Origin of the sequence: Phenylobacterium sp., assembly GCF_036677185.1 — a bacterium.
In the GTDB taxonomy this organism is placed as follows: domain Bacteria; phylum Pseudomonadota; class Alphaproteobacteria; order Caulobacterales; family Caulobacteraceae; genus Phenylobacterium.
Genome location: NZ_JAKFEN010000012.1, coordinates 232,567 through 258,903 on the forward strand (window position 1 = coordinate 232,567; position 26,337 = coordinate 258,903).

23 protein-coding genes are annotated in these 26,337 nt (G+C 68.7%); 17 read left to right on the forward strand and 6 right to left on the reverse strand.

The features are described from left to right. The 14 genes from V6M51_RS02630 (at position 1) to V6M51_RS02695 (ending at position 16,613) form a co-directional block, all read left to right on the forward strand. Entirely contained in the window at positions 1-1,008 is a 1,008-nt protein-coding gene (locus tag V6M51_RS02630) for an MBL fold metallo-hydrolase (protein ID WP_332764392.1), read from the forward strand. A gap of 54 nt (positions 1,009-1,062) precedes the next feature. Beyond that, a complete protein-coding gene (locus tag V6M51_RS02635; RefSeq protein ID WP_332764394.1) occupies positions 1,063-1,995 on the forward strand; it encodes a fumarylacetoacetate hydrolase family protein in 933 nt (310 codons plus the stop codon). A 145-nt stretch (positions 1,996-2,140) separates the two neighbouring features. Next, entirely contained in the window at positions 2,141-4,288 is a 2,148-nt protein-coding gene (locus V6M51_RS02640) for a TonB-dependent receptor (RefSeq protein WP_332764396.1), read from the forward strand. Positions 4,289-4,305: 17 nt separating this feature from the next. Further along, positions 4,306-5,568 carry an MFS transporter gene (locus V6M51_RS02645; RefSeq protein ID WP_332764398.1) on the forward strand — a complete coding sequence of 421 codons (1,263 nt, stop codon included), beginning with the start codon at positions 4,306-4,308 and terminating at the stop codon, positions 5,566-5,568. A 3-nt stretch (positions 5,569-5,571) separates the two neighbouring features. Continuing rightward, positions 5,572-6,114 (forward strand): cupin domain-containing protein, encoded by a 543-nt coding sequence (locus tag V6M51_RS02650; RefSeq protein WP_332764400.1) that lies wholly within the window; start codon positions 5,572-5,574, stop codon positions 6,112-6,114. After that, positions 6,111-7,637: a class I adenylate-forming enzyme family protein gene (locus V6M51_RS02655; RefSeq protein WP_332764402.1), complete on the forward strand. Its 1,527-nt coding sequence runs from the start codon at positions 6,111-6,113 to the stop codon at positions 7,635-7,637. Before V6M51_RS02650 ends, V6M51_RS02655 begins: the two co-directional genes overlap by 4 nt. Continuing rightward, positions 7,634-7,927 carry an antibiotic biosynthesis monooxygenase family protein gene (locus V6M51_RS02660; RefSeq protein WP_332764404.1) on the forward strand — a complete coding sequence of 98 codons (294 nt, stop codon included), beginning with the start codon at positions 7,634-7,636 and terminating at the stop codon, positions 7,925-7,927. The genes V6M51_RS02655 and V6M51_RS02660 overlap by 4 nt, the downstream gene beginning before the upstream one ends. Positions 7,928-8,255: 328 nt before the next feature. Further along, positions 8,256-9,944, forward strand: a complete 1,689-nt coding sequence (locus V6M51_RS02665) for a class I adenylate-forming enzyme family protein (protein WP_332764405.1) — start codon at positions 8,256-8,258, stop codon at positions 9,942-9,944. A gap of 80 nt (positions 9,945-10,024) precedes the next feature. Continuing rightward, the gene (locus tag V6M51_RS02670) at positions 10,025-10,972 is read left to right on the forward strand and encodes a winged helix-turn-helix transcriptional regulator (protein ID WP_332764407.1); all 948 of its coding nucleotides are present in this window, start codon (positions 10,025-10,027) and stop codon (positions 10,970-10,972) included. A gap of 68 nt (positions 10,973-11,040) precedes the next feature. Further along, positions 11,041-11,976, forward strand: coding sequence for an SDR family NAD(P)-dependent oxidoreductase (locus tag V6M51_RS02675; protein WP_332764409.1), 936 nt, complete (start codon positions 11,041-11,043; stop codon positions 11,974-11,976). Then, positions 11,973-13,754 (forward strand): AMP-binding protein, encoded by a 1,782-nt coding sequence (locus V6M51_RS02680; RefSeq protein ID WP_332764410.1) that lies wholly within the window; start codon positions 11,973-11,975, stop codon positions 13,752-13,754. The genes V6M51_RS02675 and V6M51_RS02680 overlap by 4 nt, the downstream gene beginning before the upstream one ends. Positions 13,755-13,853: 99 nt before the next feature. Further along, positions 13,854-14,663: a DUF1295 domain-containing protein gene (locus V6M51_RS02685; RefSeq protein WP_332764411.1), complete on the forward strand. Its 810-nt coding sequence runs from the start codon at positions 13,854-13,856 to the stop codon at positions 14,661-14,663. 2 nt (positions 14,664-14,665) lie between these two features. After that, positions 14,666-15,589 (forward strand): NAD(P)H-dependent flavin oxidoreductase, encoded by a 924-nt coding sequence (locus V6M51_RS02690; protein WP_332764413.1) that lies wholly within the window; start codon positions 14,666-14,668, stop codon positions 15,587-15,589. Between the two features lie 70 nt (positions 15,590-15,659). After that, the gene (locus tag V6M51_RS02695) at positions 15,660-16,613 is read left to right on the forward strand and encodes a winged helix-turn-helix transcriptional regulator (protein WP_332764415.1); all 954 of its coding nucleotides are present in this window, start codon (positions 15,660-15,662) and stop codon (positions 16,611-16,613) included. 21 nt (positions 16,614-16,634) lie between these two features. Here V6M51_RS02695 and V6M51_RS02700 read toward each other — a convergent pair whose 3' ends face one another. Together V6M51_RS02700 and V6M51_RS02705 are read right to left on the reverse strand one after the other, a co-directional pair. Further along, entirely contained in the window at positions 16,635-17,069 is a 435-nt protein-coding gene (locus V6M51_RS02700) for a nuclear transport factor 2 family protein (RefSeq protein ID WP_332764416.1), read from the reverse strand. A 61-nt stretch (positions 17,070-17,130) separates the two neighbouring features. Continuing rightward, a complete protein-coding gene (locus V6M51_RS02705; RefSeq protein WP_332764417.1) occupies positions 17,131-19,398 on the reverse strand; it encodes a TonB-dependent receptor in 2,268 nt (755 codons plus the stop codon). Between the two features lie 477 nt (positions 19,399-19,875). On the opposite strand from V6M51_RS02705, the gene V6M51_RS02710 reads away from it, so the two are divergent. After that, the gene (locus V6M51_RS02710) at positions 19,876-20,292 is read left to right on the forward strand and encodes a limonene-1,2-epoxide hydrolase family protein (RefSeq protein ID WP_332764418.1); all 417 of its coding nucleotides are present in this window, start codon (positions 19,876-19,878) and stop codon (positions 20,290-20,292) included. 6 nt (positions 20,293-20,298) lie between these two features. On the opposite strand, the gene V6M51_RS02715 is transcribed toward V6M51_RS02710, so the two are convergent. The 3 genes from V6M51_RS02715 to V6M51_RS02725 are packed head-to-tail and all read right to left on the reverse strand — an operon-like array spanning position 20,299 to position 22,963. Then, a complete protein-coding gene (locus V6M51_RS02715) occupies positions 20,299-20,685 on the reverse strand; it encodes a nuclear transport factor 2 family protein (RefSeq protein WP_332764419.1) in 387 nt (128 codons plus the stop codon). Between the two features lie 11 nt (positions 20,686-20,696). Next, positions 20,697-21,455: an SDR family oxidoreductase gene (locus tag V6M51_RS02720; RefSeq protein ID WP_332764420.1), complete on the reverse strand. Its 759-nt coding sequence runs from the start codon at positions 21,453-21,455 to the stop codon at positions 20,697-20,699. Between the two features lie 17 nt (positions 21,456-21,472). Beyond that, positions 21,473-22,963, reverse strand: coding sequence for a carotenoid oxygenase family protein (locus V6M51_RS02725; RefSeq protein WP_332764422.1), 1,491 nt, complete (start codon positions 22,961-22,963; stop codon positions 21,473-21,475). Between the two features lie 105 nt (positions 22,964-23,068). Between V6M51_RS02725 and V6M51_RS02730 the strand changes: the two genes are divergently transcribed. Continuing rightward, entirely contained in the window at positions 23,069-23,527 is a 459-nt protein-coding gene (locus V6M51_RS02730) for a nuclear transport factor 2 family protein (protein WP_332764424.1), read from the forward strand. A 91-nt stretch (positions 23,528-23,618) separates the two neighbouring features. Here V6M51_RS02730 and V6M51_RS02735 read toward each other — a convergent pair whose 3' ends face one another. Continuing rightward, positions 23,619-25,622, reverse strand: coding sequence for a TonB-dependent receptor (locus V6M51_RS02735; protein ID WP_332764426.1), 2,004 nt, complete (start codon positions 25,620-25,622; stop codon positions 23,619-23,621). A gap of 200 nt (positions 25,623-25,822) precedes the next feature. Here V6M51_RS02735 and V6M51_RS02740 point away from each other — a divergent pair, with 200 nt between their 5' ends. Continuing rightward, positions 25,823-26,329: a DOMON-like domain-containing protein gene (locus V6M51_RS02740; RefSeq protein WP_332764427.1), complete on the forward strand. Its 507-nt coding sequence runs from the start codon at positions 25,823-25,825 to the stop codon at positions 26,327-26,329. The last annotated feature ends 8 nt before the right edge of the window (positions 26,330-26,337 follow it).

The following is a 26,337-nucleotide window of genomic DNA, read 5'->3' on the forward strand; positions in this document are numbered from 1 at the left end:
ATGGCCAAGTGGCAATACACCAAGGGTCTGCATGAGCTGGGCGCCGGCTGCTGGGCCTATCTGCTGCCGGACGGCGGCTGGGGCTGGAGCAACGCCGGCCTGGTCACGGACGGCGGCGAGAGCCTGCTGGTCGACACCCTGTTCGACCTGAAGCTGACCCGCGAGATGCTGGACGCCATGCGCGACGCCAGCCCCGCGGCGCGCGAGATCGAGACGGTGGTCAACACCCACGCCAACGGCGACCACACCTTCGGCAACCAGCTGGTGAAGGGCGCCCGGATCGTCACCACCAAGTCGGTGGGCGAGGCGATGGAGCACGAGGACGCCAATCGCATCCTGGCGATGATGACCGAGGCCGAGACCTACGACGGCGAGGCCGGCCGGTTCATGCGCGAAATCTTCGCGCCGTTCGAATTCCGCGGCATCGACCTGCCGCCGGCCACCGACACCTTCGAGGGCAGCCTGGACCTGAAGGTGGGTTCCAAGACCATCCATCTGGTGGATGTGGGGCCGGCCCACACCGCCTCCGATGTCCTGGCCTTCATGCCCGACGACAAGGTGGTCTACACCGGCGACATCCTGTTCGTGGGCGGCCACCCGGCCATCTGGTCGGGCCCGGTGGAGAACTGGGTGAAGGCCTGCGACCTGATCCTCGCCTCCGACGTCGAAACCGTCGTCCCCGGCCACGGCCCGATCAGCGACAAGGCCGCCGTGCGCGAGTTCCGCGGCTATCTCGAATGGATCGAGCACGAGGGCCGCCAGCGCTACGACGCCGGCATGAGCTTCGAGGACGCGGCCAACGACATCGACCTCGGCCCGTACGCCCACTGGGGCGACTCCGAGCGCATGGTGCCGAACATGATGACGCTCTACGGCCAGTTCGGCGGCCAGCCGCTGAAGGTCGAGTTCGGCGAGATCTGGGCGGGCATGGCCCGCTACCACAGCCGCCGGAAGTCGAGCGCCGCCTCGGTCGCCTGCGACTGCACTGATCCGAACCACAAGCACTGAACCTCCCGCATCCACGCGGACTTTGAACGGGCTTTGCATAAGGGGGCCTGAGCCATGAAACTCGTCACGTTCGAGACCGGAGGCGCGCGCCACATCGGCGCCGTCCTGCCGGACGAAGCCACCATCAGCGACTTCACCGCCGCCAGCGACACCGCCCATTTCCGCGACATGCTGGCCTTGATCGACGGCGGCGAGCGGGCCCTGGACGCAGCGCGCGCCCTGGAGGCCAAGCCGGTGTCCGTAAGGGAGCTGGCGTCGGTGCGGTTGCTGGCGCCGGTGCCCGAACCGCGCCAGATGTTCGACTGCCTCTGTTTCGAGAAACACCTGATCCAGTCGGCCCGCAACGGCCACCTGGTGCGCGGCGGGCCGCCGGTGATCCCCGTCAACGACGGCAAGATCCCGGACGTCTACAAGGAGCTGCCCGTCTACTACAAATGCAACCGTTTCAGCGTGATCGGCGCCGGCCAGGACGTGATCCGGCCCCGCTACACCACCAAGCTCGACTACGAGATGGAGTTCGGTGTGTTCCTCGGGCGATCGGTGAAGAACGCCACGCTCGAGGAGGCCGAGAAGGCCATCTTCGGCTATTGCATCTTCAACGACGTCAGCGCCCGCGACCAGCAGATGAGCGAGATGCGCGGCATGCTAGGCCCGTCCAAGGGTAAGGACTTCGACACCGGCAATGTCATGGGCCCCTGGCTGGTCACCGCCGACGCCGTCGATCCCTCCAACCTCTCGATGTCGGTCTATATCAACGGCGAGCAGGTCTCCTCGGGGACCAGCGCCGACATGATGTGGAGCTTCCCGCAGATCATCGTCCACTCGACCCAGGACGAGACCCGCCACGCCGGCGAGTTCTTCGGCTCGGGGACCGTGGGCGGCGGCTGCGGGCTGGAAACCGGCCGACTGCTCGAGGATGGCGACATTCTGGAGATGGAAGTAACCGGTCTGGGGCGCCTGCGTAACCGCATCGTGTTCCAAAGTTGACATGCCGGAGAGGCCTGGCGAGGGCGGGCATGGACAGTTGTCCATAGTTCCGCCTTGCGGGTCCGACCGGCTCCATCATTCTCAGAACAAGCGCGATCCGAGCCCACGACCAATCGGAAAAACAATATCGCGCAGGGGGAACGCCATGAAAACTCTACCTTTGCTTGCGAGCACGAGTCTGCTCGCGCTCTTCGTGGCCGGCGCCGCCCAGGCCCAGACCACCGCCGAAGGCCCCGCCGTCGAGGAGGTGATCGTCACCGCCCAGAAGCGGGCCGAGAACCTGCAGGACGTGCCGATCTCCATCGCCGCGGTTCCGGCCACGGCGCTGGAGCGGGGTGGGGTGCAGACCATCGACGGCCTCCAGCGCCTGGCGCCCGGCCTCAACATCTCGGCCATCGGCAGCGGCTTCGTCAGCTACACCTATATCCGCGGCGCCGGCACGAACGTGATCGATTCGGGCTCGGACCCGAGCGTCGCCTACTTCATGGACGAGGTGTATCTGGCCGGCACGGCCGGCCTGCAGTCCGACCTGCTGGACGTCGAGCGCATCGAGGTTCTGAAGGGTCCGCAGGGCACGCTGTTCGGCCGCAACGCCGCGGCCGGCGCCATCAGCATCGTCAGCAAGCGGCCCGAGGGCGCGTTCAACGCCTACGCCTCGGCCGACGCCGGGAACCATGACTTCCTCGCCGTCCGCGGCGGGGTGACGGGCCCGCTTACCGCCGACGGCGCCTGGCGCTTCCGCCTGGCCGGCGCCCATCGCGAGCGCGGCGCCTACACCACCAACCCGGCCGGCCGCGATCCCGGCGACATCGACAACTACACCGCGCGCGGCCAGGTCGAGTATCAGGGCGAAACGCTGCTGTTCCGGCTCTCCGGCGACGTCTTCTCGTCCGACAACGGGATGACCAATCACTTCCTGTCGACGGCTGCGGTCACCGGCTTCCTGTCGCCCGAGGCCGGCGCGCGCCTGCCCACCGACCAGAGCTTCTTCCGCCGCTATTACAATGTCGACGGCTTCGAGAAGCAGGACACCCGGAGCCTGACCGCGCGCATCGAGTACGAGCTGCCGTTCGCCACCCTGACCGCGATCACCGGCTGGCGCGACAACCAGTTCAAGCGGCTGCAGGACCAGGACGGCTCGCTGGCCGACGGCTATGCGCTGGGCACCGACCAGAACGACATCACGATCAGCCAGGAGCTGCGCCTGTCGGCCGACAGCGGACCGCTGCGGTGGATTGGAGGGCTCTATTTCTATCACGGCATGACCGACCGCCGGGACACCATCGACAGCGGTCCCGACTTCGCCGTGCCGGTGCTGCGCAGCTCGCTCGGGACCTACGGCCAAAACATCGACACCAAGAGCTACGCGATCTTCGGCCAGGCCACCTACGAGGTGACCGAGCAGCTCAGCCTGACGGTGGGCGGTCGCTACACCAAGGACAAGAAGGTCTCGGACCAGGCCACTGATCCGTTCGGCCCGGCCGGCGCCTATTTCGTGCGGCTCACGCCGTCGTGGGACAGTTTCGACCCGGCCTTGACGGTGGAGTACGACGCCACCCAGGACATCATGATCTATGCCTCGGCCCGCCAGGGCTTCAAGAGCGGCGGCTTCCAGTCGCTGCCGGGCAGCCTGACCCTGGCCTCGACGGTCTATGACCCGGAGCGGGTACGCGCCTACGAGCTTGGCGCCAAGACCCAGTGGTGGGACGACCGGCTGACCGCCAATGTCGCCCTGTTCCGCGCCGATATCGACGACCAACAGATCCTGCGCATCCCGAGCGCCGGCCTGACCATCATCGACAACGCCGGCAAGACGCGGACCAAGGGCGTCGACATCGCCCTGTCGGCCCGGCCGGTCCCGGCGCTGCGCGTGGATTTCAACGCCACAATCCAGCACGCCCGCTTCCGCGAGTACCTCTCGAACGGCGTCAGCTTCGCCGGCAAGCACCAGCTGCGCTCGCCGGACCGCCAGATCTCGATCGTGGCCGAGTACACCGTGCCGGTGGGCGAGGCGGGCGATATCCTGCTGCACGGCGAGTACGCCTATCAGTCCAAGGTGTTCTTCGACGCGGCCAACACCAGCTCGATAAACGCCTACCAGCCCGGCTACGGCCTGGTTGGCGGCCGGATCATCTTCCGTCCGGCCAAGGGCGACTGGGACTTCGCCGTCTGGGGCAAGAACCTCGCCGACAAGCGCTACTTCCGCAACGTGGCGATCTCCGGCCCCTCGGGCCTGGGCACGCCCGGCGACCCACTGACCTACGGCGTGTCGGTGAACTGGCGGCTGCGCTAGGCCTTGAGGAGAGCGGCGTGACGGTGGTGGGTGCAGGGTTGGCCGAGGCGGCTCCGGTTCGGGGGGCAGGTGGTGAGTTCGCCACCCGCTGGCCGGTGCTGCTGGGCGCCACCCTGGGGATCGGCGTGGGCGTCATCGCCCTGCCGTCTCCCGCCATCGGCGTTTTCATGCGCGCGCTGCAGGCCGAGTTCGGCTGGACGCGCACCGAGATCTCGCTGGGCCCGACGATCTTGATCGGCGGCCTGGCCCTGGCCTCGCCGCTGCTGGGCTGGGTGGCGGACCGCATCTCGGCGGTTTGGATCACCGCGGTCTCGCTGACGGCGCTGGCGCTATCGTTCGTGATGTTCAGCCAGCTCGGGCCAGACATCCGACTCTACTACGCGATGTTCGCCTTGATGGCGGTCACCGCGTGCGGCGCGGCGACCCTGGTCTACGCTAGGGTGGTCAGCGCCAACTTCGTCCGCGGGCGCGGCCTGGCCCTGGGCCTGGCCATGGTCGGCAACGGGCTCACCGGCGTCCTCCTCCCGCTGCTGCTGGTCCCCTACGCCGCCGCCGCCGGATGGCGGCAAGGGTTCTTGGCGCTGGCCATCCTTGTCGCCCTGGCGGCGCCCGCGGTCGCCTTCCTGATGAGCCGCAGCCGGCCGCAGGCCGTGGTGGTCACCGAGACAGGCCATGTGGCCGGGGTCAGCTTCGACGAGGCCATCAAGGACCGCGTCTTCTGGGTGATGGCGCTTGCCTTCGCCTTGATCCCGTTGGGGGCAGGGGGCCTGCACCTGCATCTACTGGCGTTCCTGGCGGACGAAGGCGTGCCACCCGCCACCGCCGGCGCCATCGCAGGCCTGGGCGGCGTCTCGCTGATCGTCGGCCGGGTGCTGACCGGCTGGCTGATCGACCGGACCTTCGCCCCCTACGTCGCCGCTGGGATGATGGCGATCAGCGGCGCCTGCCTGGGCGCCATGGGCCTGTTCGGCGCCCCGGCCGGCTGGCTGGGCGCCGTCGCCATCGGACTTTCGATCGGCGCTGAGCTCGACCTAATCGGCTACCTCACCGCCCGCTATTTTGGGATGCGCGCCTACGGCCGGATCTACGGCCTGCTTTACGCCGCGGTCTTGGTCGGCAGTTCGCTGTCGCCGCCGGCCTACGGCCGGGTCTCGGACCTGACCGGCGGCTACGCGCTGGCCCTCTATGGCGCCGCCGCCGTGTTGGTCCTGGCCGCCATCCTCTTCCTCACCCTGCGCCGCTTCCCCGAGGCGGAGGCGCAATATCCTGGTTCGGAGTAACCCATGCCCCAGTCCATCCGCCGCATCGTCACGGGCCACGACGCCTCGGGCCGGTCCAACATCACCTTCGAGGGCGACGCCCCCAACATCATGGAGATGGCCGCCTGGCCCGGCGCGCGGATCACCGACCTCTGGGTCACCTCTGAGATGCCGATCGACAATGACGGCCTCGTGGACCGCGGCGCGCGGCCGATCCGCCACGACCCCGAACCCATGGGCACCATCTTCCGGGTCGTCGAGATCCCGCCGGAGGTGCAAGGCGGCATGCAGGACACCGCCGCCGCCTTCGCCCAGATGGGCAGCCACAATGTGCCCGACGCCAAGGACCAGTCCCGGCACCCGACCATGCACGTCACCGACTCCGTCGACTACCTGGTGGTCATGTCGGGCGAGATGCACATGCTGATGGAGGACGGCGAGACCCTGCTGAAGCCGGGCGACTGTATCGTGCAGCGCGGGACCAAGCACGCCTGGGTCAACCGCAGCGGCAAGCCCTGCATCATCGCCGCTGTCCTGGTGGACGCAAAGCGCGCCGCCCGGGCATGAACGTCGCCGCCCTGATCGAGACCGCGGCCCGGGGCGATCCTGACGCTACAGCGATCTCCTGGATCGACCGCCCGCTCTGGACCTATGGCGAGCTGATGGCGCGCGCCGGCTCGCTGGCCGCGGGCCTGCGCGCCATGGGCCTGGCGCCCGGCGACCGCGTCACCCTGGCGATGTCCAACTCGCCGAGCTACTACGAGGTGCTGCTCGGCGCCTGGATCGCTGGCCTGGTCCCCGCGCCGCAGAACTGCCGCCTGCACCCCGCCGAGATCGGCTATGCGGCCGGCGACTGCCAGTCTCGCGTCTGCTTCTCGACGCCGGACCTGACCGACCGGCTGCGCGAGCACCTGCCAGCCGATTGCGCCCTGATCGACGTGGACAGCTCCGGCTACGCCCGCCTGCACGCTCACGGGACCATCCCGGTGGAACCGCGCCAGCCGACCGACCCGGCGCTGCTGTTCTACACCTCGGGCACCACCGGCAAGCCCAAGGGCGCGATCCAGACCAACCGCACTCTGGTGGCCATGATTGTCAGCTTCCTGGCCGACAGCGGAGCGGTGGTGGACGACCACATCCTGCATCTGGCGCCCATGTCGCACGCCAGCGGATTCCTCGGGTTCTGCTACCTGGCGCGGGGCCGCAACAACGTGATCCTGCCGACCGGCTCGATGGACGCCGAGACCATCGCCCGCGCGCTGGGCGCCTTCGGGCCGCTGTCGCTCTTCGGCGTGCCCACGGTCGTGCGCCGGCTGATGGACCCGGCGCTGCTCGACCCGAAACTGATCCCGCGCATCCACCGCATCTTCTTCGGCGGCGCGCCCATGTACGTCGAGGACCTCAAGCGCGCGCTCGAGGTCTTCGGGCCGCAGCGCCTTTGGCACCTCTACGGCCAGGGCGAGAGCCCCAACACCATTACCCACTTGCCGCCCCGCCTGTTCGGCTCGCCTGACGACCCGGACTACGAGGCCCGGCTGGCCAGCGTCGGCGTGGCGCGCAGCGGCGTGCTGGTTCGGGTGGTCCGCGAGGACGGGTCGGAGGCGCCAGTTGGCGAGATCGGGGAGGTCGCCTGCCAGGGCGACACCCTGATGGGCGGCTACTGGCAGCGGCCGGAGGCGACGGCGGCCACGCTCAAGGACGGCTGGCTGCACACCGGCGACCTCGGCTGGATGGACGCCAAGGGCTACCTGACCCTCGTCGACCGCTCGAAGGACATGATCATCTCCGGAGGCTCCAACATCTATCCGCGCGAGATCGAGGAGGTGCTGCTGACGCACCCGGCGGTCAGCGAGTGCGCGGTCATCGGCCTGCCGGACCCGGAATGGGGCGAGATCCCGTTCGCCTTCGTGGTGGCGCGCGGCGCCGCACCGCCCACCGAGGACCTGGACGACCTCTGCCTCAGCCAGCTCGCCCGCTACAAGCGGCCCACGGGCTATCGCTTCGTGGCCGACCTACCGAAGAGCGCCTATGGCAAGATCCTGAAGCGCGAGCTGCGCGAACTAGCGGCGGCGGAAGGGGGCGGAGCATGATCCTGGAGATGGCGCACATCGAGGTGACGCCGGGCGGCGAGGCGGGGTTCGAACAGGCGGTCGCCCAGGCGACGCCGCTGTTCCAGGCCGCGCCCGGCTGCGGGGGCATGGAGCTGCATCGCGTGGTCGAGACGCCCGGCCGCTACGTCCTGATGGTCCGCTGGGATACGCTGGAGGACCACACGGTCCGCTTCCGCGATTCCGAGGCGTTCCAGCAGTGGCGCGCGCTGGCCGGGCCGCATTTTACCAGCCCTCCGCACGTCCAGCATACGCGGATCGTCCTGTCCTGAGGGATCTGTCGCCTCGACGGCGGGAACGAGGACAATCTGCCCACGTGCAGGTTCCCAACCGACTGAAGGCGTCCCCGCGCCGCGGGGCTGGGGTCCATTGGGCGTGTTGGTGCAATTGTTGGTATGGCGTCATTGGCGTTGGCTCGTACATCATGTGTAGCAAGGATTTATGCCCCACCATGTGAGTCCTACCGGGCCCACCAGCGCGCTTCCGCGGACGTCCGTGCCTGGAACCGTCCAGCAGGAACTTGCAATACGATACTTACTATGCGAGCGCTGGCGACGAGGCGGGACTGGACCCGCCGCCCATCCTGACCCGGAGGCGAACTTGCGCCCTAGTCCGCCCGAACGCGTCGCCGAGTACCGCCGTCGAGGGTGGTGGCGGGGCCAGACCGTCGACGCGCTGTTCCGGGCGGCGGTCGTCGCGCGCGCCGGCGCGGAAGCCTTGATCGACGCGCCCAACCGCCAGGCCCTGGTGGGGACAGCGCCGCGGCGGCTGACCTATGCCCAGGTCGACGCCCAGGTGGACGCCATGGCGCAGGCCTTCGCAGGGCTCGGGGTCGGCCGTGGCGACGTGGTGGCCATCCAACTTCCCAATCTGGTGGAGGGGGTGTTGGCCCTCCTGGCCTGCGCCCGCATGGGTGCGATCCTGAGCCCGGTCGCCATGGCCTATCGTGGCCACGAGCTGCGCCAGATCCTGCCCGTCATCGAGCCGAAGCTGTACCTGACGGTGGGCGACTTCCACGGTTGCGACCACGCAGACATGCTGCTGGATTTGAAGGCCCAGGGCGCGACCGAGGCGGCGATCGTGCGTCTGGGCGCCGGCGCGCCCGAAGGGGGCCATGCCTTGGACCGCCTCCTCTCCGAGGCCGCCTCCGCGCCCTACGCCACGCCGTCCGACCTCGACGCCGCCGAGGCGCTGACCATCTGCTGGACCTCGGGCACCGAGGCCGCGCCCAAGGGCGTCCCGCGCCATCACGACCACTGGGTGGTCAATGGCGAGGCCCTGGTGGAGGCCGCCGGGCTCGCGCCCGGCGACACCATCCTGAACCCGTTTCCCCTGATCAATATCGCCGCCATCGGGGGCATGGTGATGCCCTGGCTGGTCTGCCAGGGCCGGCTGGTCCAGCACCATCCCTTCGACCTGCCGGTCTTCCTGTCCCAGATGCAGGACGAGGGCGTCGCCTACACCGTCGCCCCGCCGGCGGTGTTGAACATGCTGCTGCAGAATGAGGCCCTGCTGGCGGCCACGGACCTTTCCAGGCTGCGCTGCCTGGGTTCCGGTTCGGCGCCGCTGGCGCCCTGGATGGTGAAGGGCTGGCAGGACCGCTACGGCGTGACCGTGATGAATGTGTTCGGCTCCAATGAGGGCGCTTCGCTGTTCTCTACCGGCCTGGCGATACCGGACCCTGAACAGCGGGCGCGGTTCTTCCCGCGGTTCGGGGTCGAGGGACTGGATTGGGGGGCGGACTTTCCCGGCAAGATCGTCACCCGGCTGGTCGATCCGGAGACCGGCCAGGAGATCGCCGCGCCGGGCGTCGAGGGCGAGCTGCGCATCGCCGGGGCCATGACCTTCGATGGTTATGTGAAGGCGCCGGAACTGACCCGCCAGGCCTTCGACGAGGACGGCTTCTTCCGCACCGGCGACCTGTTCGAGATCGCGCCCGAGGCGGGCGGCCGCTACTACCGCTTCGTTGGCCGCCGCAAGGAGATCATTATCCGCGGCGGGCTGAACATCTCGCCGGCCGAACTGGACGGCCTGATCGAAAGCCATCCCAAGGTGCGCGAGGCGGGCTGCGTGGCCTATCCCGACGAGCGGCTCGGCGAGCGGGTCTGCGCGGTGGTGGCGCTCCGGCCGGGCCAGGACCTGACCCTGGACGAGTTGAACACCCACCTACGGACCCACGACATCGCGACTTACAAGCTGCCCGAGAAGCTGCGGGTCATCGACGCCCTGCCGCGCAATCCCCTGGGCAAGGTGTTGCGGCGCGACCTGTCGGGTGTCGCGGCGAGCTGAATGCGGCTTGCATAGTCACACCCGTTCCGCGACTCTTGGAGACCTGAAGTTTTCCGGGCCTCCAAGAGCAAGCCTGACCCATGACGTCGCCGAAATTCATCCGTACCTGCTCGATCTGGCGGGCGCTGGAGGTGGTGGGAGACACCTCCGTGCTGCTGATCCTGGAGGCCTCCTGGATCGGCGCGCGGCGTTTCGATGAGTATCGCGCCCGCACCGGCCTGCTGCAGACCCTGCTCAGCGACCGGCTGAAGCGGCTGGTGGCGGCCGATGTCCTTGAGAAGGCGCTCTACAGCCAGTCGCCGCCCCGATTCGAATACCGCCTGACCCGCAAGGGCCGCGACCTCTACTGGCCGGCCCTGATGATGCTGCGCTGGGAGCGTCGCTGGAGCGCGCCGGAGGGCAAGCTGCAACTGCGGCTGCGGCACCGGACCTGCGGCCAGGTCTTCGAACCCGTGCCCACCTGCCTGAAATGCGGCGATGAGATCAACGCCCGCGACGTGGACTGGACCGAGGGCCCTGGAGTCGGCTGGATGGCCGCGCGCTACAGCCGCCGCCGCCAGCAACGCCACGCCGCCGAGGCCTCTTCCTCCTTGATGGTCGACGTGGCCCAGATCACCGGCGACAGGTGGGCGAGCCTGGTGCTGCGCTCGATCTTCACGGGCCTGCGCCGGTTCGACGAGATCCATCGTGATACGGCCATGGCCACCAACATCCTGTCGGAGCGCCTCTCCTGGCTCACGGCCTTCGGTGTGATCCGGGCCCACGACCTGGGCGGCCGGCGGTCCGAGTACCGGCTGACCGAGAAGGGCATCGACTACTACCCGGTCCTGCTCATGCTGCTGCAGTGGGGCGACAAGTACTACGTCTCGCCCGAAGGCCCGCCGCTGCTGCTGCGCCATAAGGCCCACGGGCACGACCTGGAGCCCGCGGTCACCTGCTCCTGCTGCAGCCAGCCGGTGGAGGCGCACGACGTGACCTTCGAGGTGATCGAGGCCGAGGCGTCCCGCACGCTCGAGACGGCCGGCTAGTTTCCCGCCAGTCACTTGCATAACGATACGAAGTGTGGATGATCGGCTTCCAGGAGAGAGGCCGCCACATGCCCAAGACGATCGCGGAGAGCGCTGGACGCGCGCAGGACATGCGCGAGCGAGTGGTGATCGTCACCGGGGCGGGCAAGGGCCTGGGCCGCGCCTACGCCCTGGACCTGGCCGCCCGCGGCGCCAGCGTGGTGGTCAATAATCGCTGGAGCGACCGTGGCCAGGCGCCCAGCGCCGAGGCGGTCGTGGACGAGATTCGCGCGGCGGGCGGCCGGGCCGTGGCCAGTCTGGAGTCCGCCGAGGACCCCGGGGCCGGCGAGGCGCTGGTGGCGCAGGCCGTCGCCGAGTTCGGCCGCCTTGACGCGGTGGTCTCCAACGCCGGCGTGCCGGAGACGATTCGACTGCACCGGCAGACCCGCGAGGGCTTCCACCGGATCTTCGATATCAACTTCTTCGGAGCCCTCCACCTGATCCAGGCGGCCTGGCCGGCGCTTTCGGCCTCGGGGTCCGGGCGGATCGTGGTCAGCACCTCGTCGGCCGGCTTGCACGGCGGCGACGGCATGACGGGTTACGCCTCCTCCAAGGCGGCCCTGATCGGCCTGGTGCGGGGACTGGCGGTCGAAGGCGCCCTTCGCGGCGTGCGCATCAACGCCATCGCCCCCTACGCCTTCACCGCCATGACCGAGCCGCATCTGCCACCGGCAATGGCCGAACGGATGGACCCGGCCGCCGTCGCGCCCCTTGTCTCCTGGCTGGTGAGCGAGGCCTGCGACGTCACCGGCCAGACCCTGGTCAGCGGTGGTGGACGCCTGCGCGCGGCCTTCGCCATGGAGGGCCCGCCCGTGGCCTTGCCGGAGGGCGCGATCGGACCGGCCGTCCACGCCGCCCTGAGGGCCGAGCCGCGCGAGGCCTATGGCGACGCCCACCAGGCCTTCGCCGCCTTCATGGACGGTCGCCCGGCCCTTGCCGCCGATCGTCAGGTCATGGACGCATGACCACGTCCGCCCTGGCCGCGCCGTTCCGCGAAGCCCACCTGATGCCCGTGGACCTGGACGTCGAGCGTCGCGCCGATGGGACGGTGCTGATCACCTCGAAGATCCCCCTGCGTCCCTATGAGGCCAACATCCCGGCGGCCTTCGCGCGTCGGGCCGCGACCTCCGGCGACAAGCCGGCCCTGGCCCTACGGGGCGCGGACGGTGAGTGGGCGTTCACCTCGTTCGCCCAGCTCAAGCGCGACATGGACGCGGTCACACAATGGCTGATGGACCAGGCGCCGCCGGGCCCCGTGCTGATCCTGGCCGGCAACACCCCGGCCTTCGCCGTGATGAGCTTCGCCGCCCAGGCCGCCGGCCGCGCCGCCTGTCCGGTCAGCGTCACCTATGCGGCCCTGGGCGGTGACTACGGCCGCCTGGCCCATGTGATCGCCAAGGTGAAGCCCGCCGTGGTGTTCGCCCAGGACACCGCCATGGCGGCGGCGGCCCTGGAGACGTTGGATTTGGGCGAGGCGAGGATCGTCACGACAGACCCGTCCCGGCTCGCCAAGCCTGCGACCTCCTATGGCGATGTGTTGGCCACCGTGCCGACACCGGCGGTCGCCAGTTCCATCGAAACGCTGAGGCCCGGCGACCGCGCCGCCCTGATGCTGACCTCGGGGTCCACCGGCCTGCCCAAGGTGGTGCCCATCACCTTCGACAACCTTGCGGCCAACAGCGCCCAGTGCCAGCAGACCATCGGCGAGGCGGCGGGCTGGCACGAGGTGATGTTGGACTGGCTGCCCTGGCATCATGCGGCCGGCGCCTTCGTCCTGCGGACCACACTGCTGGAGGGCGGCACGCTCTATGTGGACGACGGTAAGCCGGCGCCGGGGCTGTTCGAGACCTCGATCCGCAATCTGCGGGAGATTTCGGTCAGCTATTTCAACAACGTGCCGCTGGGCTACACCATGCTGGCGGACGCCTTGGAGAAGGACCCCGTGCTCCGGGCGACCTTCTTCCGGAAGATGCGGCTGATGCTCTATGGCGGCGCGGGGTTGTCGCAGAGCGTCCACGACCGGCTGCAGGCCGCCGCCGTGGCCGAGACCGGCTGCCGCATCATGATGACCAGCGGCTACGGCATGACCGAGACGGTCTCGGCCTTCATGGTCATCCACTTCGAGACCGACAAGGTGGGTATCGGCCTGCCGGCGCCGGGGACGACGGTGAAACTGGCCCCGGTGGGCGACCGCTATGAGGTCCGGGCGCGGGGTCCGAACGTGACGCGGGGCTATCTCGACGAGCCGGAGAAGACGGCGCTCGCCTTCGACGAGGAGGGCTTCTACCGCACGGGCGACCTGGCGGTGTTCCACGATCCGGCCGACCCGACCCAGGGCCTGGCCTTCGCGGGCCGGGCGGCCGAGGAGTTCAAGCTCTCCAGCGGGACCTGGGTCTATGGCGGATCCCTGCGCGACGGCCTGATCAAGGCCCTGTCGCCCCTGGTCCTGGACCTGGTGCTCTGCGACGACGGTCGGCCCTATCTGGGGGTGATGCTGTGGCCGACGGCCGGCGCCGATCCCGCCGAGATCGCCCGTCGCCTGGCGGCGTTCAACGCCGGTCAGCGCGGCGGCGCGGCGCGGGCGAAGCGCGCCCTGTTGCTGACCGAGCCCCCCAGCGCCAACGCCCACGAAATCTCCGACAAGGGCACGATCAATCGCCGCGCCGTGATCGATCGGCGGGCCGAGCAGGTGGAGCGGCTGTTCGCCGAGGCGCCGGACGAGGGCGTCATGGCGCTGGGCTGACCGCCAGTTCGCGCGCAGTCCTTGCGAAGCCAGACTAACTTGCATATAGAGACTAATAGATCGTCCTCTTGAACGGGGCGGCAAATCGGGGGTGAGGCTATGCCGGACTTCGTCGTGGTGCTGGCGATCAACGCCGGGGTCGTCCTGGCCCTGTTCATCCTGGCCTGGGCGGCTTGCGTGGCCATGCGCGATTGCACGCCGGTCGACAGCCTCTGGGGCCTGGGCATGGGGGCGGTGGCCGTCTCGACCTTCCTGCAGACCGGCGGCGGCACGCCGAGGCGGGTGGTGCTGACGGCGATCTGCGTCGCCTGGGCCCTGCGCCTGGGGGGCTACATGCTATGGCGCTGGCGCGACCACGGCCCCGACCGTCGCTATGTGCGTCTGCTGGACAAGGCCAAGGCGGAGCGGGGTTGGGGCTACGGCTACGCCGCCTTCCGCTTGGTGTTCATGCTGCAGATGCCGCTGCTCTGGCTGGTCTGCCTGCCGGTTCAGCTGGGCCAGATCGCGCCCGAGCCCGCGGAGCTCGGCGCTCTCGCCTTGGCCGGGGCGGGCCTCGCCGTCTTCGGCCTGATTTTCGAAAGCCTGGCCGACTGGCAGCTGGTCCGTTTCCGAAAGGACCCCGCCAATGAGGGCCAGGTGATGGATAGGGGCCTGTGGCGCTACACCCGCCATCCCAACTATTTCGGCGACGCCTGCGTCTGGTTTGGCCTTTGGCTGGTGGCCGCCGAGACCACGCTCGGCCTGTTCTCCATCGTCGGCCCACTCTATCTGGTCTTCACCCTGACCCGCTGGAGCGGCGTGCCGACCGTCGAGGGCCGCATGCGCCGCCATAAGCCCGGCTACGAGGCTTATATGCGTCGCACGTCAGGCTTCATCCCCTGGCCGCCTAAGCCGCCGGAAGCCGTCTGAGCATGTCCCTGCCGACAAACATCGCCGAGCGCCTGCGGATTCCCGCCATCGCCGCGCCCATGTTCCTGGTCTCCGGCGTCGACATGGTGCTGGCCGCCTGCAAGGCCGGGATCGTCGGATCCTTCCCGGCCAACAACGCCAGGACCCTGGACGACCTCGACGCCTGGATGGGCCAGATCGCCGCGACCCTGCCGGCCGACGCACCGCCCTGGGCGATCAACATCATGGTCCACCGCTCCTATTCCCGCTGGGAGGAGGAGCTCGAACTGGTCCTGAAGCACAGGCCGCCGATCGTGATCACGGCGCTGGGCAGCCCGGCGGCGGTGGTCGACGCGATCCATGCCTATGGCGGCCTGGTCTATGCCGATGTGAATTCCCTGACCTACGCCCGGAAGGCGGCCGGAAGCGGGGTGGACGGGTTGATCCTGGTGGCGTCCGGCGCCGGCGGCCATACGGGGCCCCTATCGGCCTTCGCCTTCACGCCGGCGGTCCGAGAGGTGTTCGATGGAACCATCGTGCTGGGCGGCGGGATAGGATCGGGCCAGGCCATCCGGGCCGCCCAGGTGCTGGGGGCGGACCTGGCCTATCTCGGCACTCGGCTGATCGCCAGCGAAGAGAGCCTGGCGGTTCCGGGCTATAAGCAGATGCTCATCGAGTCCGGCGCCGACGACATCGTCACCTCCGCCGCCCTGACAGGGATCCCCGCCAACTGGCTGAAGGCCAGCCTGATGGCGGCGGGCTATGATTCCGAAGGCCTGAAGGCCAAGGCCGAGATCAATCTGGGCGCGCCCGAGGAGGCGGCGAAGCGCTGGCGCGACGTCTGGGCGGCGGGGCAGGGCGTCGGCGAGGTGCGGGCCGTAGAGCCCCTGGCGGCCATCGTCGAGGCGTTGGCGCGGGAGTATGCGGAGGCGCGTCGCCGGGGCTGAGCCGCGCGTCCCGCGGCCTTGACAAGCCAGGTTCGGGACAGAAGGGTCGCGGTCCGAAACCAGAGGCGACATGGCCGACCGCACCAGCATCCCGGACACGCCGCCGCTCCCCCAGCTGATACAGGCCAACTCGGCCACCCGAGCGCTCAATGTCCTGGGGGACCGCTGGGTCCTGATGATCCTCTATCTGGCGTTCCAGCGGGTTCGCCGGTTCGATGAGTTCCAGGGCAAGATCGGCCTGGCGCGCAGCCTGCTGATCGGACGCCTGCGCCGTCTGCAGGCTGTGGGCATCCTCGAGAAGGTGCGCTATCGCGAGCGACCGATCCGCGAGGAGTATCATCTCTCCGAGATGGGCCGGGACCTCTACAGCCTCGCCCTGATGATCATCCGCTGGGAGAAGCGGTGGTTCTACGACGCGGCCGATCCCGCCCACCGCCTGAAGCACAAGTGCGGCCACGAGTTCACGCCGGAGTACCGCTGCGGCCATTGCGGCGAACTGGTCAGCCCCCGCGACGTCTATGCCGAGGCCGGTCCGGGGGCCGGCTACGATCCGTCCCTGCCGCCGCGCGCCCAACGACGCTCCAGCGTTCCCGGCGATGCGCTCAACCAGGGCAATCCCATGCTGGACCGCGCCTTCCAGGTGCTGGGCGACCGGTGGACCAGCCACGTGATCGCCTCGGCCTTCATGGGCCGGCGACGTTTCAACGATTTCCAGAACGCGCTCAACGTGGCCCCCAACATCCTGTCGGATCGGCTGTCGCGGCTGGTGGAACTGGGCGTGCTGCGGCGGGAACTCTATCAGCAACGACCCGATCGCTGGGAATATCGGCTGACCGACGAGGGGCGCGACCTTTACCCCTTGATCGCCGAGCTGATCCGCTGGGGCGACCGCTGGCTCGACGATGGCAAGGGACCGCCGCTGATCATCTATCACCGCACCTGCGGCCATAGGCTGGAAGCCAAGGTCACCTGTGACCAGTGCGGCGAGGCGGTCGACGCCTTCAATGTGACCCCGGCGACGTGACGCTGTCGGCGCCTGCCTAGGTCATCTGGCGGCCGGGGCGCGGTCGAGCAGGCTCTCGACCTGGGCGCTGAGCGGCTCGCCGGCCTTCTGCTGGGCCGCGACGCCAAGGTCGACATAGTCGCGCCAGCCGACGATCAGGTCGCCGCGGAAGTCGAGCACCCCGGCATAGGGCGTGGCCACGCGCTTGCCGTCGCTGGTGCGGTAGTCGTCGACGCCTTCGACGAACAGACGATCGCCGGTCTCGGAATGGGAGAAGATCCGCCATTCGATGGCGTGCATATCGGACTGGAAGCGTTCCAGGAGCTTGCGCGCGGCGGCCTTGCCGCGGACCGGCGGCATGGCGGCGGCGGCGTAGTGCCAAACGATGTCGTCGGCCATGTGGGAGAGGACGCGGTCGACATCCTTCGCCTGCCAGGCCTCGATGACCTGGCGGAGAACCTCGTAGCGGCGGCCCATGGGCGATCCTCCAGGCAAGGGAAACGGCCGGGCGGAGGTCCGCCCGGCCGCGCGATGAAGGCTAGAACGCCGCGGAGACTTCCACGCCGTAGGTCCGGGGCGCGCCGAAGGACGACATCTCCTCCTGGAAGAAGGGGATGATGTTGGTGCGATACCGGGTCTTGCCCAGGTTCTTGCCGTAGACCGACAGGGTCCAGTTCTGGTCGGGCAAGGTCAGGGTCACCCGGCCGTCGAGGGTGCCGTAGTCCTTCTCCCAAGTGGTGTTTTCCGGCGCCCAAGGCATCTTGCCCTGCCAGCGATAGGCCAGGCGGGCCGACAGGGCGTCCTCCCAGCCGCCGACGTCGGTGGTGACCTCCGCGCCCACCGCCATCTGCCATTTCGGGGTCCGCTGCATCAGCTTCCCGGAATTGTTGACGCCGGCGAAGACGAAGGTGTCGTAGGTGGCGTCCACGTAGCTGGTGCTGGCCCAACTGCGGAACCAGGAGGTGGGCGCGAACTGCACGTCGCTCTCCACGCCCTTGATGGTGGCGCCAGGGGCGTTGCTGATCACATTGCAGAGGCAGGAGGCCAGGGTCTGCTGCACCTGCAGGTTCTTGTACTTCATGTAGAAGACCGCGGTGTTCCAGCGAAGGATGCGGCCGAAGAGCTCGGTCTTGTAGCCGGCCTCGTAGTTGGTGACCGTCTCCGGGTCGTAGGGCGTGGCCGCGGCGAAGGCGTTGGAGGCGTTGTTCTGGAAGCCGCCGCCCTTGAAGCCCTTGGAGACCGTCAGATAGGCCATGTTCAGGTCGTTGGGGGTCCAGCGCAGGGTGGCCTGCGGAGTCAGCTCCTTCCAGCTCTCTCCGTAGGCCGTCGCGAAGTTGACGGTCAGCGGGGTGAGCGGGGCCTTGTCGTTCGGGTTCAGGCGGTCGCCGGTGGCCACGATGATGCCCCGCTGGAAGCCGGTCTTCTCGTCGCGGGTGTAGCGGGCGCCGACGTCCAGCTTGACGGTGTCGGTGATGTCGAAGCCGACCTGGGCGAAGACCGCGATGTCTTCGTTGCGGCCGTGGTCGTCCCAATGGGACTCGCCCGACAGGGTCGGCAGGACCGTGGATTCACCCCAGAACCGGTTGTACTGGTGGACCTTGGTCTTCTGGTAGTAGGCGCCGACGATCCAGTCGAAGCGGCTGGCGTCGTCCGTGGAGGTGAGGCGGACCTCCTGGGAGATCTGGTTCATACCCTCGATGAAGTTCACCGGTTCGGCGAACAGCAGCGGGGCGGCGAGGTTGAAGCCGTTGGCCGGACCCAGTCCCGTCTGGTCGTAGAGTGTGAAGGACTGGTTGTTGCGATAGCCGGTGATGCTGGAGAGCCGGATGTTCTCGGCCACGTCCTTCTCGACCTTGATGATGATGTCGTAGGTCTTGTGCCGGGCGCCCTGCGGCGTCGGGGCGATGTCGCCCTTGAAGTGCGGCCAGATCGGCAGGCTCTCGTCCAAGTCCAGGTGGCCGCGCTGCGCCGCGATCAGGGCGCGGGTGCCTGACCAGGGGGTGAAGCTGGCCGGTAGGGTGGGGCTCTTCAGTCCAACCCGATGGATGCCGTCGTTGCTGTCCTTGGCGTAGTCGACGTTCAGGCTCGCGCGCAGGTCGGAATTCTCAGGCGCGTAGGCCAACTGGATCCGCGCCTGGGTGGAATCCAGGTTCTCCAGCTCGGTGTTGTGCAGGATGTCCTTGTAGTAGCCCCCGCGGTTGATGGTCTGGAACGAGAGCCGGCCGGCGAGGGTCTCGGTCAGGGCGCCGGTGAAATAGCCGGTGGTCTGGCGCAGGTCGTAATTGCCCAGTGTCGCGGTGAACTTGCCCGACCGCTCGAAGCTGGGGGCGTTGCTGATGATGTTCACGGCGCCGCCGGCCACGTTCTTGCCCAGCAGCACCCCTTGCGGGCCGCGCACGACCTCGATCCGGGCCACGTCGTAAAAGGCCGAGTTCAGATTGCCTGAGCGGCTCACATAGACGTCGTCGACGAAGGTGGAGACCGACTGGTCGGCGGTCGGCGAGGAGAGGCGGGTGTTCACCACCCCGCGGATGTTGATCTCGTTGGCTTGCGGCGAGTTCGCGGTGAACGAGATCCCGGTCATGTTGTGGCCGAGGTCTTCCAGGGTGAGGACCCGATCCTTCGCCAGGCTGGCGCCGGTGACGGCGGTGATCGCCAGGGGCGCGTCCTGGACGTTCTCCTCGCGCTTCTGGGCGGTGACGATCAGTTCCTCGAGTTGGGTGCTCTGGGCGGCGGCCTGGCCCGGCATAGCCATCGCCATGCCCGCGAGCAGCGCGATGACGGACGTCGTGTGTTGCAGCTTCACTGGTTTTTCCCCCGGGTCGGACCGGCCTGAAAGTCGCCGGAGGGCCCTGTTATGTCCCGCGTTAGGCGGGGTTTTTCCGATGCGTTGAAGGGTGCGGCGTATTCAGGAAGGCCAGTCCAAGGCGGTGCGGTCGACGGTGCGGCGTCAACTTGCATAACAGCGGAAATAACGGTCCGTGTTGGATCGAGCGCGCAGACGTGACCGGCTGCGATCTGTCCTGGTTACGACTTTCCCTCGTTCTTTTTTCGGCTTGTCTACACCTCCGAGAATAGGCGTGTTTCTAAAGTCTCGTCAAGCAAGTCACTACCTGCGCAGGGCCCGGAGTGGTTGGCTCGACGGCACGTAACCGGCTGCCCGACCCGATGGATTCTGCGTTCGCCGGAAAAGACTTGCCAGTCGTAAGTACTATTATGCAAGTTAAATTTCGACAAGGCGCCGGGGCGCTCGGCCATGTCGCCGCCAGGAAGGCCGCTAGCCATGACCGCGAAGCTTACGGACGAACAGAAGATCGCGGTGGGTTGGGAGATGGCCCAGGCCTGGCGCGACCTGGATTGGCGCAAGGTCGCTGACATGTTCGCCCCCGACGGGGTGCTGCATTCGATGATGGTGGACCCTATCGTCGGCCGCGAAGCGGTCTACAGGCGGGTCAGGGGCCTGGGCGAGGACCTGGCGTCCATCACCCTCAACATCCGCCAGATGGGCGTGATTGGCGGCGTCCTCTATATGGAGCGCGTCGACGAGTTCGTGATCGCCGGCCGGCCGGGATCGACGCCGGTGGTGGGCGTACTCGAATTCGACGGGCCGCTAATCAAGGTCTGGCGGGAGTATTACGACCGGGCCCACCTGCTGAAGGCGATGGGCCTGACCGAGGACTTCGACCAGAAGTCCCGCTGAGCGCGCCTAACGCCCGAAGCTGCGCAACGCCGCCGACTTGGCCGAGTCGAGATACTCGTCCAGGCGGGTGATGACGCCGTTCTCGATCCGCACCACGACGCAGGCGTCCATCGCCCACTTCGAGCCGTCGGGCAGGGTGGCTTCCAGGACGTGCTGTTGCATGAACCCGTCGTGCAGGGCTTCGCGCCGCAGGACCCGGTAGTTGCGGTCGGGGAGGGTGCGGATGAACCAGTCCAGCACCTTCATGTTCTGGTCGACCGTCTGCTCGATCCCGTCGCTGTTGTGCCAGAGCTTGGCGTCCGGCGCGTAGCAGGCGCGCACCGTCTCGGTGTCGCCGCTCTGGATCGCGCCCACGAAGCGCTCGGCGAAGTCCAGGTATTGTTGGGGGGTCATGGGTCTCTCGCTCAGCGGCCGGTGGTGACGCGCTCGCCCGACAGCGAACGGCGCATGGAAAGTTCGAGGGCCTTCGGGTCGCGGGCCAGGTTGGCGCGCACGTCCACGGCCATGAAGTCGGTGTCGACCTCGTCGGCGCCCTTGCGGATCGCCTTCAGCCCGGCCTGGGCGATGGTGTCCGGGGTCTCCTTGAACCCCTCCACGTGGCTAGCCATGCGGGTGTCGACCGAGCCCACGATCAGGGCTGTGACGCTGGTGTTCTGCGCGGCGAGCTCGGCGCGGACGCAGGTGGTCATGGCGCGGCCGGCGAACTTGGAGGGGCTGTAGCCGCCCATGCCGGGCACGGCGACGATGCCGCCCGCCGACAGGACGTTGGCGATGGCGCTCTCCCTGTGGCGACCAAGGATGGGGGCGAAGGCGCGGCACATGGCCAGGGGGCCGAAATAGTTGATCTCCATTTCCGATCGCGCGGCCGACAGGTCCGGCGCAGTCATCAGGGTCTGCATGGAGAACTGGCCGGCGTTGTTGACCAGGATGCTGACGTCCTGGCACAGGGCGGCGGCGGCCTCGATCTGCTCGGGCTTGCTGACGTCGAGGGTCACGGCGACCACGCGGCCGCCGCCTTCGTCGACCAGATGCCGGGCGTTGGCGACGTCCCGCGTCGCCACATAGACCCGGGCCGATCCCGCGGCCAGGAAGGCGCGCACGAAGGCCTCGCCGATGCCGCGATTGCCGCCGGTCACCAGGGCGACGCTGTCCTTGAGTTCCATGCTCGGGATATTCCTGGTCAGGCCGCCGGGGTCGCGGCGACGAAGCCGTTGCGGATCAGTTCGCGATCCGCCCAGACGCTGTGGGTGCCGCTGGAGATCTTGTGCGGCAGGGCGATGCGTACCACCGGTCCGTCGGCGAAGCGCTTGGCGTCGATCAGCACGCATTCCGAGGTCTGGGTGTTCTCGTCGATGATGAAGCTCACCAGATAGCCGTCGTCCTCGTCCTTGGCGCCGATGCGCGGAACGAAGGGCGCCTCGCTGGCGTAGCGGCCTTCCGGCAGGGTCAGCTCCCAGGACTCCCCGGTCTCCAGGTCGTGCTTGACGAAGCCGGTGAACAGAAACCAGCCGGGCTTGCTGGTGGTCGAGTAGGCGTACCGATAGGGCTTGCCGGCATATCGCTGGTTGAACATCCCGAACTCAAGGACGCGGTCGTCCAGGTGGCCCTCGGTGGTCTCGCCGGTCTTCAGGTTGAAGCGCCAGCGGTGCAGCTTGGGCAGGAAGGAATGCTCGTCCAGGAAGCCCATCATGTGGCCGTGGCCATCCGGTGCGCCGGCCAGGGGACCCGGCGTCGGGTTCTCCTCGAAGTAGCCGTCCATGACGATCTCGTCGCCGTCCTCGTAGGCGTTGAGGAAGTGCAGGATGTAGGTCGGATCGGCCTCGAACCAGCGAATGTCCGCTGAGTCGCCATAGCGCGGGATGACCCCGAACCTAGACGGGATGCCTGGATGGGCGCGCACGGCGTGGATGCCGCGCTTCAGCAGCTCCGCGTCCCAGAACACCGGGAGGTCGTTGAGGATCGAATAGTTGGCGGTGAACGCCATGTCGTGCGGCAGCCGGGGCCCGGGCAGGGGGATCGGCGTGTAGTGGACGAGCTTCCCGTGCCGGTCGACCACTCCGTAGTGCATGTAGGGCGCGTGTTTGGAATAGTTGAAGAACAGCAGCTCGCCGGTGGCCTCGTCGATCTTGGTGTGGGCCGAGACACCGTCCAGCGGCCCCCAGCTCGCCACACCGCCCTGCTCGAGGGTCTCGGGGTCCAGCCAGTAGGCCTCGCCGCACTGATAGAAGGTCGAGACGACCTTGCCGCCATGCACGACCACGTCGGTCGAGGATGAGTCCTTCAGGCCGCCATGGGCGCCGAAGCCGGGCCGCAGGGAGACTTCGGGCCCGTCCATCAGCCCGCCCCAGAGCGCCTGGCCGGCTTCCTGCTCCGTCTCGAAGCTGCGGGTGCGCACGAAGCGGTTCCGGTAATCGGCGCGACCGCCCTTGAAGCTGATCATGTGCAGCATCCCGTCGCCGTCGAAGGGATGGTAGCGGCCCAGGGGCTGCTGCACGGGGTTCTCGGTGTTGCGCACATAGATCCCGTCGATATCGGTGGGGATGGCGCCTTCGATCACCTCCAGGTCCGTGGCGTCGACCTCTTCATGCAACGGCGTCCAGGCCCCGGTCAGATAGGGGTGGTTGCTGGGCCGCAGCGACGTCTTCACCGGCGCTAGGCGCTCCATCTTCATCGGGGTCTCCGGATTTCGATCTTGGCGGCCAGCGCCCTTGAACTCAGCCTAGCACCATGGTCTTGTTGTGCAAGTGACACCTGAAATTTAAGACTCGGAGGAATGATGGCGCGGATTTTCAGCCTGATGGCGATGGTTCTGACCCTGGCCGTGACGGCCCTTCCGGCCCGCGCGGCCGACAGCGACGCCGACAAGGTCGCGGTGGCGCGCGAGATGATCCACGCCTGGAAAGTCGCCGACTGGAGGAAGGTCGCCGACCTGTTCGCCGAGGACGGCGTCCTGCGTTCGATGATGATCGAACCGGTGGTCGGGCGGTCTGCGATCTATGAGCGGATCGCGGCCCTCGGCGCCGGCGCGCCAGGCGGCGTGATCCTCGACGTCTCCCACATGGGGGTCGTAGACGGGCTGGTGTTCATCGAGCGCGTCGACCGGTTCGTCTACAAGGGCCGCCCAGGATCGGTCCCGGTGGTGGGGGTTCTCGACATCCGCGACGGCAAGGTTCGTGAGTGGCGGGAATACTATGACCGCGCTCAGCTCCTGAACGCCCTGGGCGAGGCGCGCTAGGGGGCGACCGCCGTCTTCCAGGAGCTGGGTCCACGGATCGAAAAGCCGTTCGCGTCGGGCGGCTCTTCTGCAAGCCCGGCGGCGGCCGAAATCAGCGGCGGATCGTCAGGCCGATACGGACGGTCCGTGGCGCGGAATAGCTCTCCACCCCGTCAGCCGTCTGACCCACCTCGAGTTCCTCGTCGAACAGGTTCTCGGCGGCCAGATAGACCTCCGCATGGTCGACCGTGCGCCAGGTGGCCCGGGCGTCGAGCTGCATGCCGGCCGACAGGCGGCGGCTGTTGAGGTCGTCTTCCCAGCGGTCGCCTTCGTAGCGGACGTCGGCCGACAGGCCCAACCGCTCCAGCGGCTGGAAGGTCACCCCGCCGGTGAGGGTCAGCTTCGGCGTCTGGGCGGGCCTCAGTCCGGTGAGCTGCGGGGCGCTCGCCCCGCCGTCCACCTCGGCGTCGGTGTAGGCGAAGGCGGCCCGCCAGCCGAGGGTTTGCGCCGCCTCGCCAGAGACCTCGCCCTCGACGCCCCAGGCCCTGATCTCGCCGGCGTTCTGCCGTTGGCGCAGGGTTCCGCCGGCCGGAACGAAGCCCGCCGTCGGGAATGTGCCCGGGCCGACGCCGATCGTGACATTGGCGATGGGATCTTGGAGCCGGTTGTGAAAGAGGGTCGCGGCCCAGCGGACCGGTCCCTCGCCGCCGACGCCCAACTCGACGCCCTGCAGGGTCTCGGGCTTCAGGGTCGGATTGGCCTCGGTGATGTCGTTGCCCACCCGGAACGGCCGATGCAGCTCGTTGAGCGTCGGCGGACGGAAGCCGGCATAGGCGGCGGCCCGCACATAGAGCGCCTCGCTCAGGTCGTAGCGCAGTCCGAGCCGGCCGGTGGGGGTCGTGTCGGCCCGGTCGGCGCCCTGCTGGTTAAGGGTCAGGGCGCCCGTGGCGGTGTCCCGCTCCCGCCGCACGGCGTCATAGGCCCGCGAACGGTCGATCCGCAGGCCCGCGGTGGCGAGCCAGGGCCCCTGATCCAGCGCCGCCTCGGCATAGGCCCCGGCCACCAGGGTCTTGCCGCCGGCCTCGCGGTCGCGAGTGAAGGCGCCGGCCATGAACCGGAAGCGCTCGTGCTCGGTCCCTTCGGCCAGGCGGAAGTCCGCGCCGAGCTCCCACGCCAGGGGCCCCTGCCGGCCCTGCCAGGCGGCGTTCAGGCCGTAGCCTGTCGCGGGCGTGTCGTACTGGTCGTTGGCCGGCGTGGTTGTCGCGCGGCCGGCCGCCACCGCCACGGAGCTGTTCTCGAGGTTGCTCTTGCGCACCCAGCCCTGCAGCCGCCAGCCGCCGACGCCCTCAGCCGCCGGCTGGGCCAGGGTGAGGACCGCCGAGCTTCCGGTGGTGTTGGACCGCGCGCCCACCAGGCCGGCCTGCTGGTTGACCTGGAAGGCCGAGACCCGCACCGCCGCCTGCATGCCGCCGAAGTCGTGTTGCACACGCAGGGCCGCCACCGCGTCGTCCAGGCGCAGCCGCGTATCGGCCGCCCCGCGGCGGGGTCCGCGCACCGGGTGGTAGCCCTCCGTCCGGGAGCCGCCCACGGTCACGAGCACGCCCGGCAGGCCCGCCACCGCCACCGCGCGATAGCTGTCGCGCGCGCCGGCGGAGACCTCGGCCGTCGCCAGCCCCTGCGGCGCGCCGCGCTCCTGCAGCGCCACCACCCCGGTGAGGGCGCCGGCGCCGTAAGGACCCGCGCCGGCGCCGCGGACCACCGTCGCGCCATCCAGGCCCTCGGACGGAAGCCCACTCCAGATCACCCAGCCGCCGAATGGATCGTTCTGCGGGGCGCCGTCCAGGGTCACCAGGGTCCGGCCCGCGCCCGACGGCGCAATGGCCCTCAGCGAGAGCCCCTGGGTGGTCGGGTTGGCCGCGCCGCTGCCGGTGCGGCGGAACAGCGACACGCCGGGCACGCTCTTCAGCGCCTCGTCCAGGCGCGGCTCTGTCCTGAGAATTTCGGGCCCGATCCGCACGGCGCTGAACGCCGCCTCTCCGCCCAGAGGTGCGAGCCGCGGCGGATGGACGATCACGATCTCGACTTCGGGGGCCGGGGGAGGCGGGAGATCGGGCATGGATTCTAAGGGCGCCTTGAACTGGAGGGGCAGAGCGTGACGTCTTCAGAGAATCTGTCGGGTCGCCCCGAAGCCCGAATGGCGGACAAACGATCAAGAGCGTCAAGTCTGGTGTCCTCTTCGGTGGCGTCGGCGTGCGTCGCCGCTATCATGCGGCGATGCTGGCGTTGCGACTCCTCGCGGACACAGATTGCCCCGCCGTGAGGCGTATCGAGGCGGAGGTCACACGGCCGCGGCCCGGCCTGCTGACGCTGCGCTATGTCGTGACCGGCGCGGTGCGCGAGCTGAGCCTGCCACCCCTGGCCGCGCCGGCCCGCACCGACGGCCTGTGGCGGCGGACCTGCTTCGAGGCCTTCCTCCGCGCCGGGTCTGGAGACGCCTATTACGAATTCAACTTCTCGCCCTCGACGGAGTGGGCTGCCTATCGGTTCGACGGCTATCGGCAGGGCATGCGGCCCGCCGAGGGCGTCGAGGCGCCGCGCATCGAGCCGAGCTCGGCCGACCACGACTTCGAACTGCGCGTCTCCCTGGACCTGGGTCATGTCCCGGACCTGGCGGCGGTGGCCTGGCGGCTCGGCCTCTCGGCGGTGATCGAGGACGCGGGCGGCGGCATCTCATACTGGGCGCTGGCCCATCCGCCGGGTAAGGCGGACTTCCATCACGCCGACGGCTTTGCGTTAGACCTTCCAGCCCCTGGGTCCTCATGAGATTTGGC

Coding starts and splice junctions, on each gene's coding strand:
- V6M51_RS02650 (WP_332764400.1), top strand. CDS start 5,572: ATGCCCCAGTCCATCCGCCGCATCGTCACGGGCCACGACGCCTCGGGC.
- V6M51_RS02630 (WP_332764392.1), top strand. CDS start 1: ATGGCCAAGTGGCAATACACCAAGGGTCTGCATGAGCTGGGCGCCGGC.
- V6M51_RS02680 (WP_332764410.1), top strand. CDS start 11,973: ATGACCACGTCCGCCCTGGCCGCGCCGTTCCGCGAAGCCCACCTGATG.
- V6M51_RS02730 (WP_332764424.1), top strand. CDS start 23,069: ATGGCGCGGATTTTCAGCCTGATGGCGATGGTTCTGACCCTGGCCGTG.
- V6M51_RS02735 (WP_332764426.1), bottom strand. CDS start 25,622: ATGCCCGATCTCCCGCCTCCCCCGGCCCCCGAAGTCGAGATCGTGATC.
- V6M51_RS02715 (WP_332764419.1), bottom strand. CDS start 20,685: ATGACCCCCCAACAATACCTGGACTTCGCCGAGCGCTTCGTGGGCGCG.
- V6M51_RS02685 (WP_332764411.1), top strand. CDS start 13,854: ATGCCGGACTTCGTCGTGGTGCTGGCGATCAACGCCGGGGTCGTCCTG.
- V6M51_RS02725 (WP_332764422.1), bottom strand. CDS start 22,963: ATGAAGATGGAGCGCCTAGCGCCGGTGAAGACGTCGCTGCGGCCCAGC.
- V6M51_RS02660 (WP_332764404.1), top strand. CDS start 7,634: ATGATCCTGGAGATGGCGCACATCGAGGTGACGCCGGGCGGCGAGGCG.
- V6M51_RS02635 (WP_332764394.1), top strand. CDS start 1,063: ATGAAACTCGTCACGTTCGAGACCGGAGGCGCGCGCCACATCGGCGCC.
- V6M51_RS02710 (WP_332764418.1), top strand. CDS start 19,876: ATGACCGCGAAGCTTACGGACGAACAGAAGATCGCGGTGGGTTGGGAG.
- V6M51_RS02675 (WP_332764409.1), top strand. CDS start 11,041: ATGCCCAAGACGATCGCGGAGAGCGCTGGACGCGCGCAGGACATGCGC.
- V6M51_RS02720 (WP_332764420.1), bottom strand. CDS start 21,455: ATGGAACTCAAGGACAGCGTCGCCCTGGTGACCGGCGGCAATCGCGGC.
- V6M51_RS02690 (WP_332764413.1), top strand. CDS start 14,666: ATGTCCCTGCCGACAAACATCGCCGAGCGCCTGCGGATTCCCGCCATC.
- V6M51_RS02640 (WP_332764396.1), top strand. CDS start 2,141: ATGAAAACTCTACCTTTGCTTGCGAGCACGAGTCTGCTCGCGCTCTTC.
- V6M51_RS02670 (WP_332764407.1), top strand. CDS start 10,025: ATGACGTCGCCGAAATTCATCCGTACCTGCTCGATCTGGCGGGCGCTG.
- V6M51_RS02695 (WP_332764415.1), top strand. CDS start 15,660: ATGGCCGACCGCACCAGCATCCCGGACACGCCGCCGCTCCCCCAGCTG.
- V6M51_RS02700 (WP_332764416.1), bottom strand. CDS start 17,069: ATGGGCCGCCGCTACGAGGTTCTCCGCCAGGTCATCGAGGCCTGGCAG.
- V6M51_RS02655 (WP_332764402.1), top strand. CDS start 6,111: ATGAACGTCGCCGCCCTGATCGAGACCGCGGCCCGGGGCGATCCTGAC.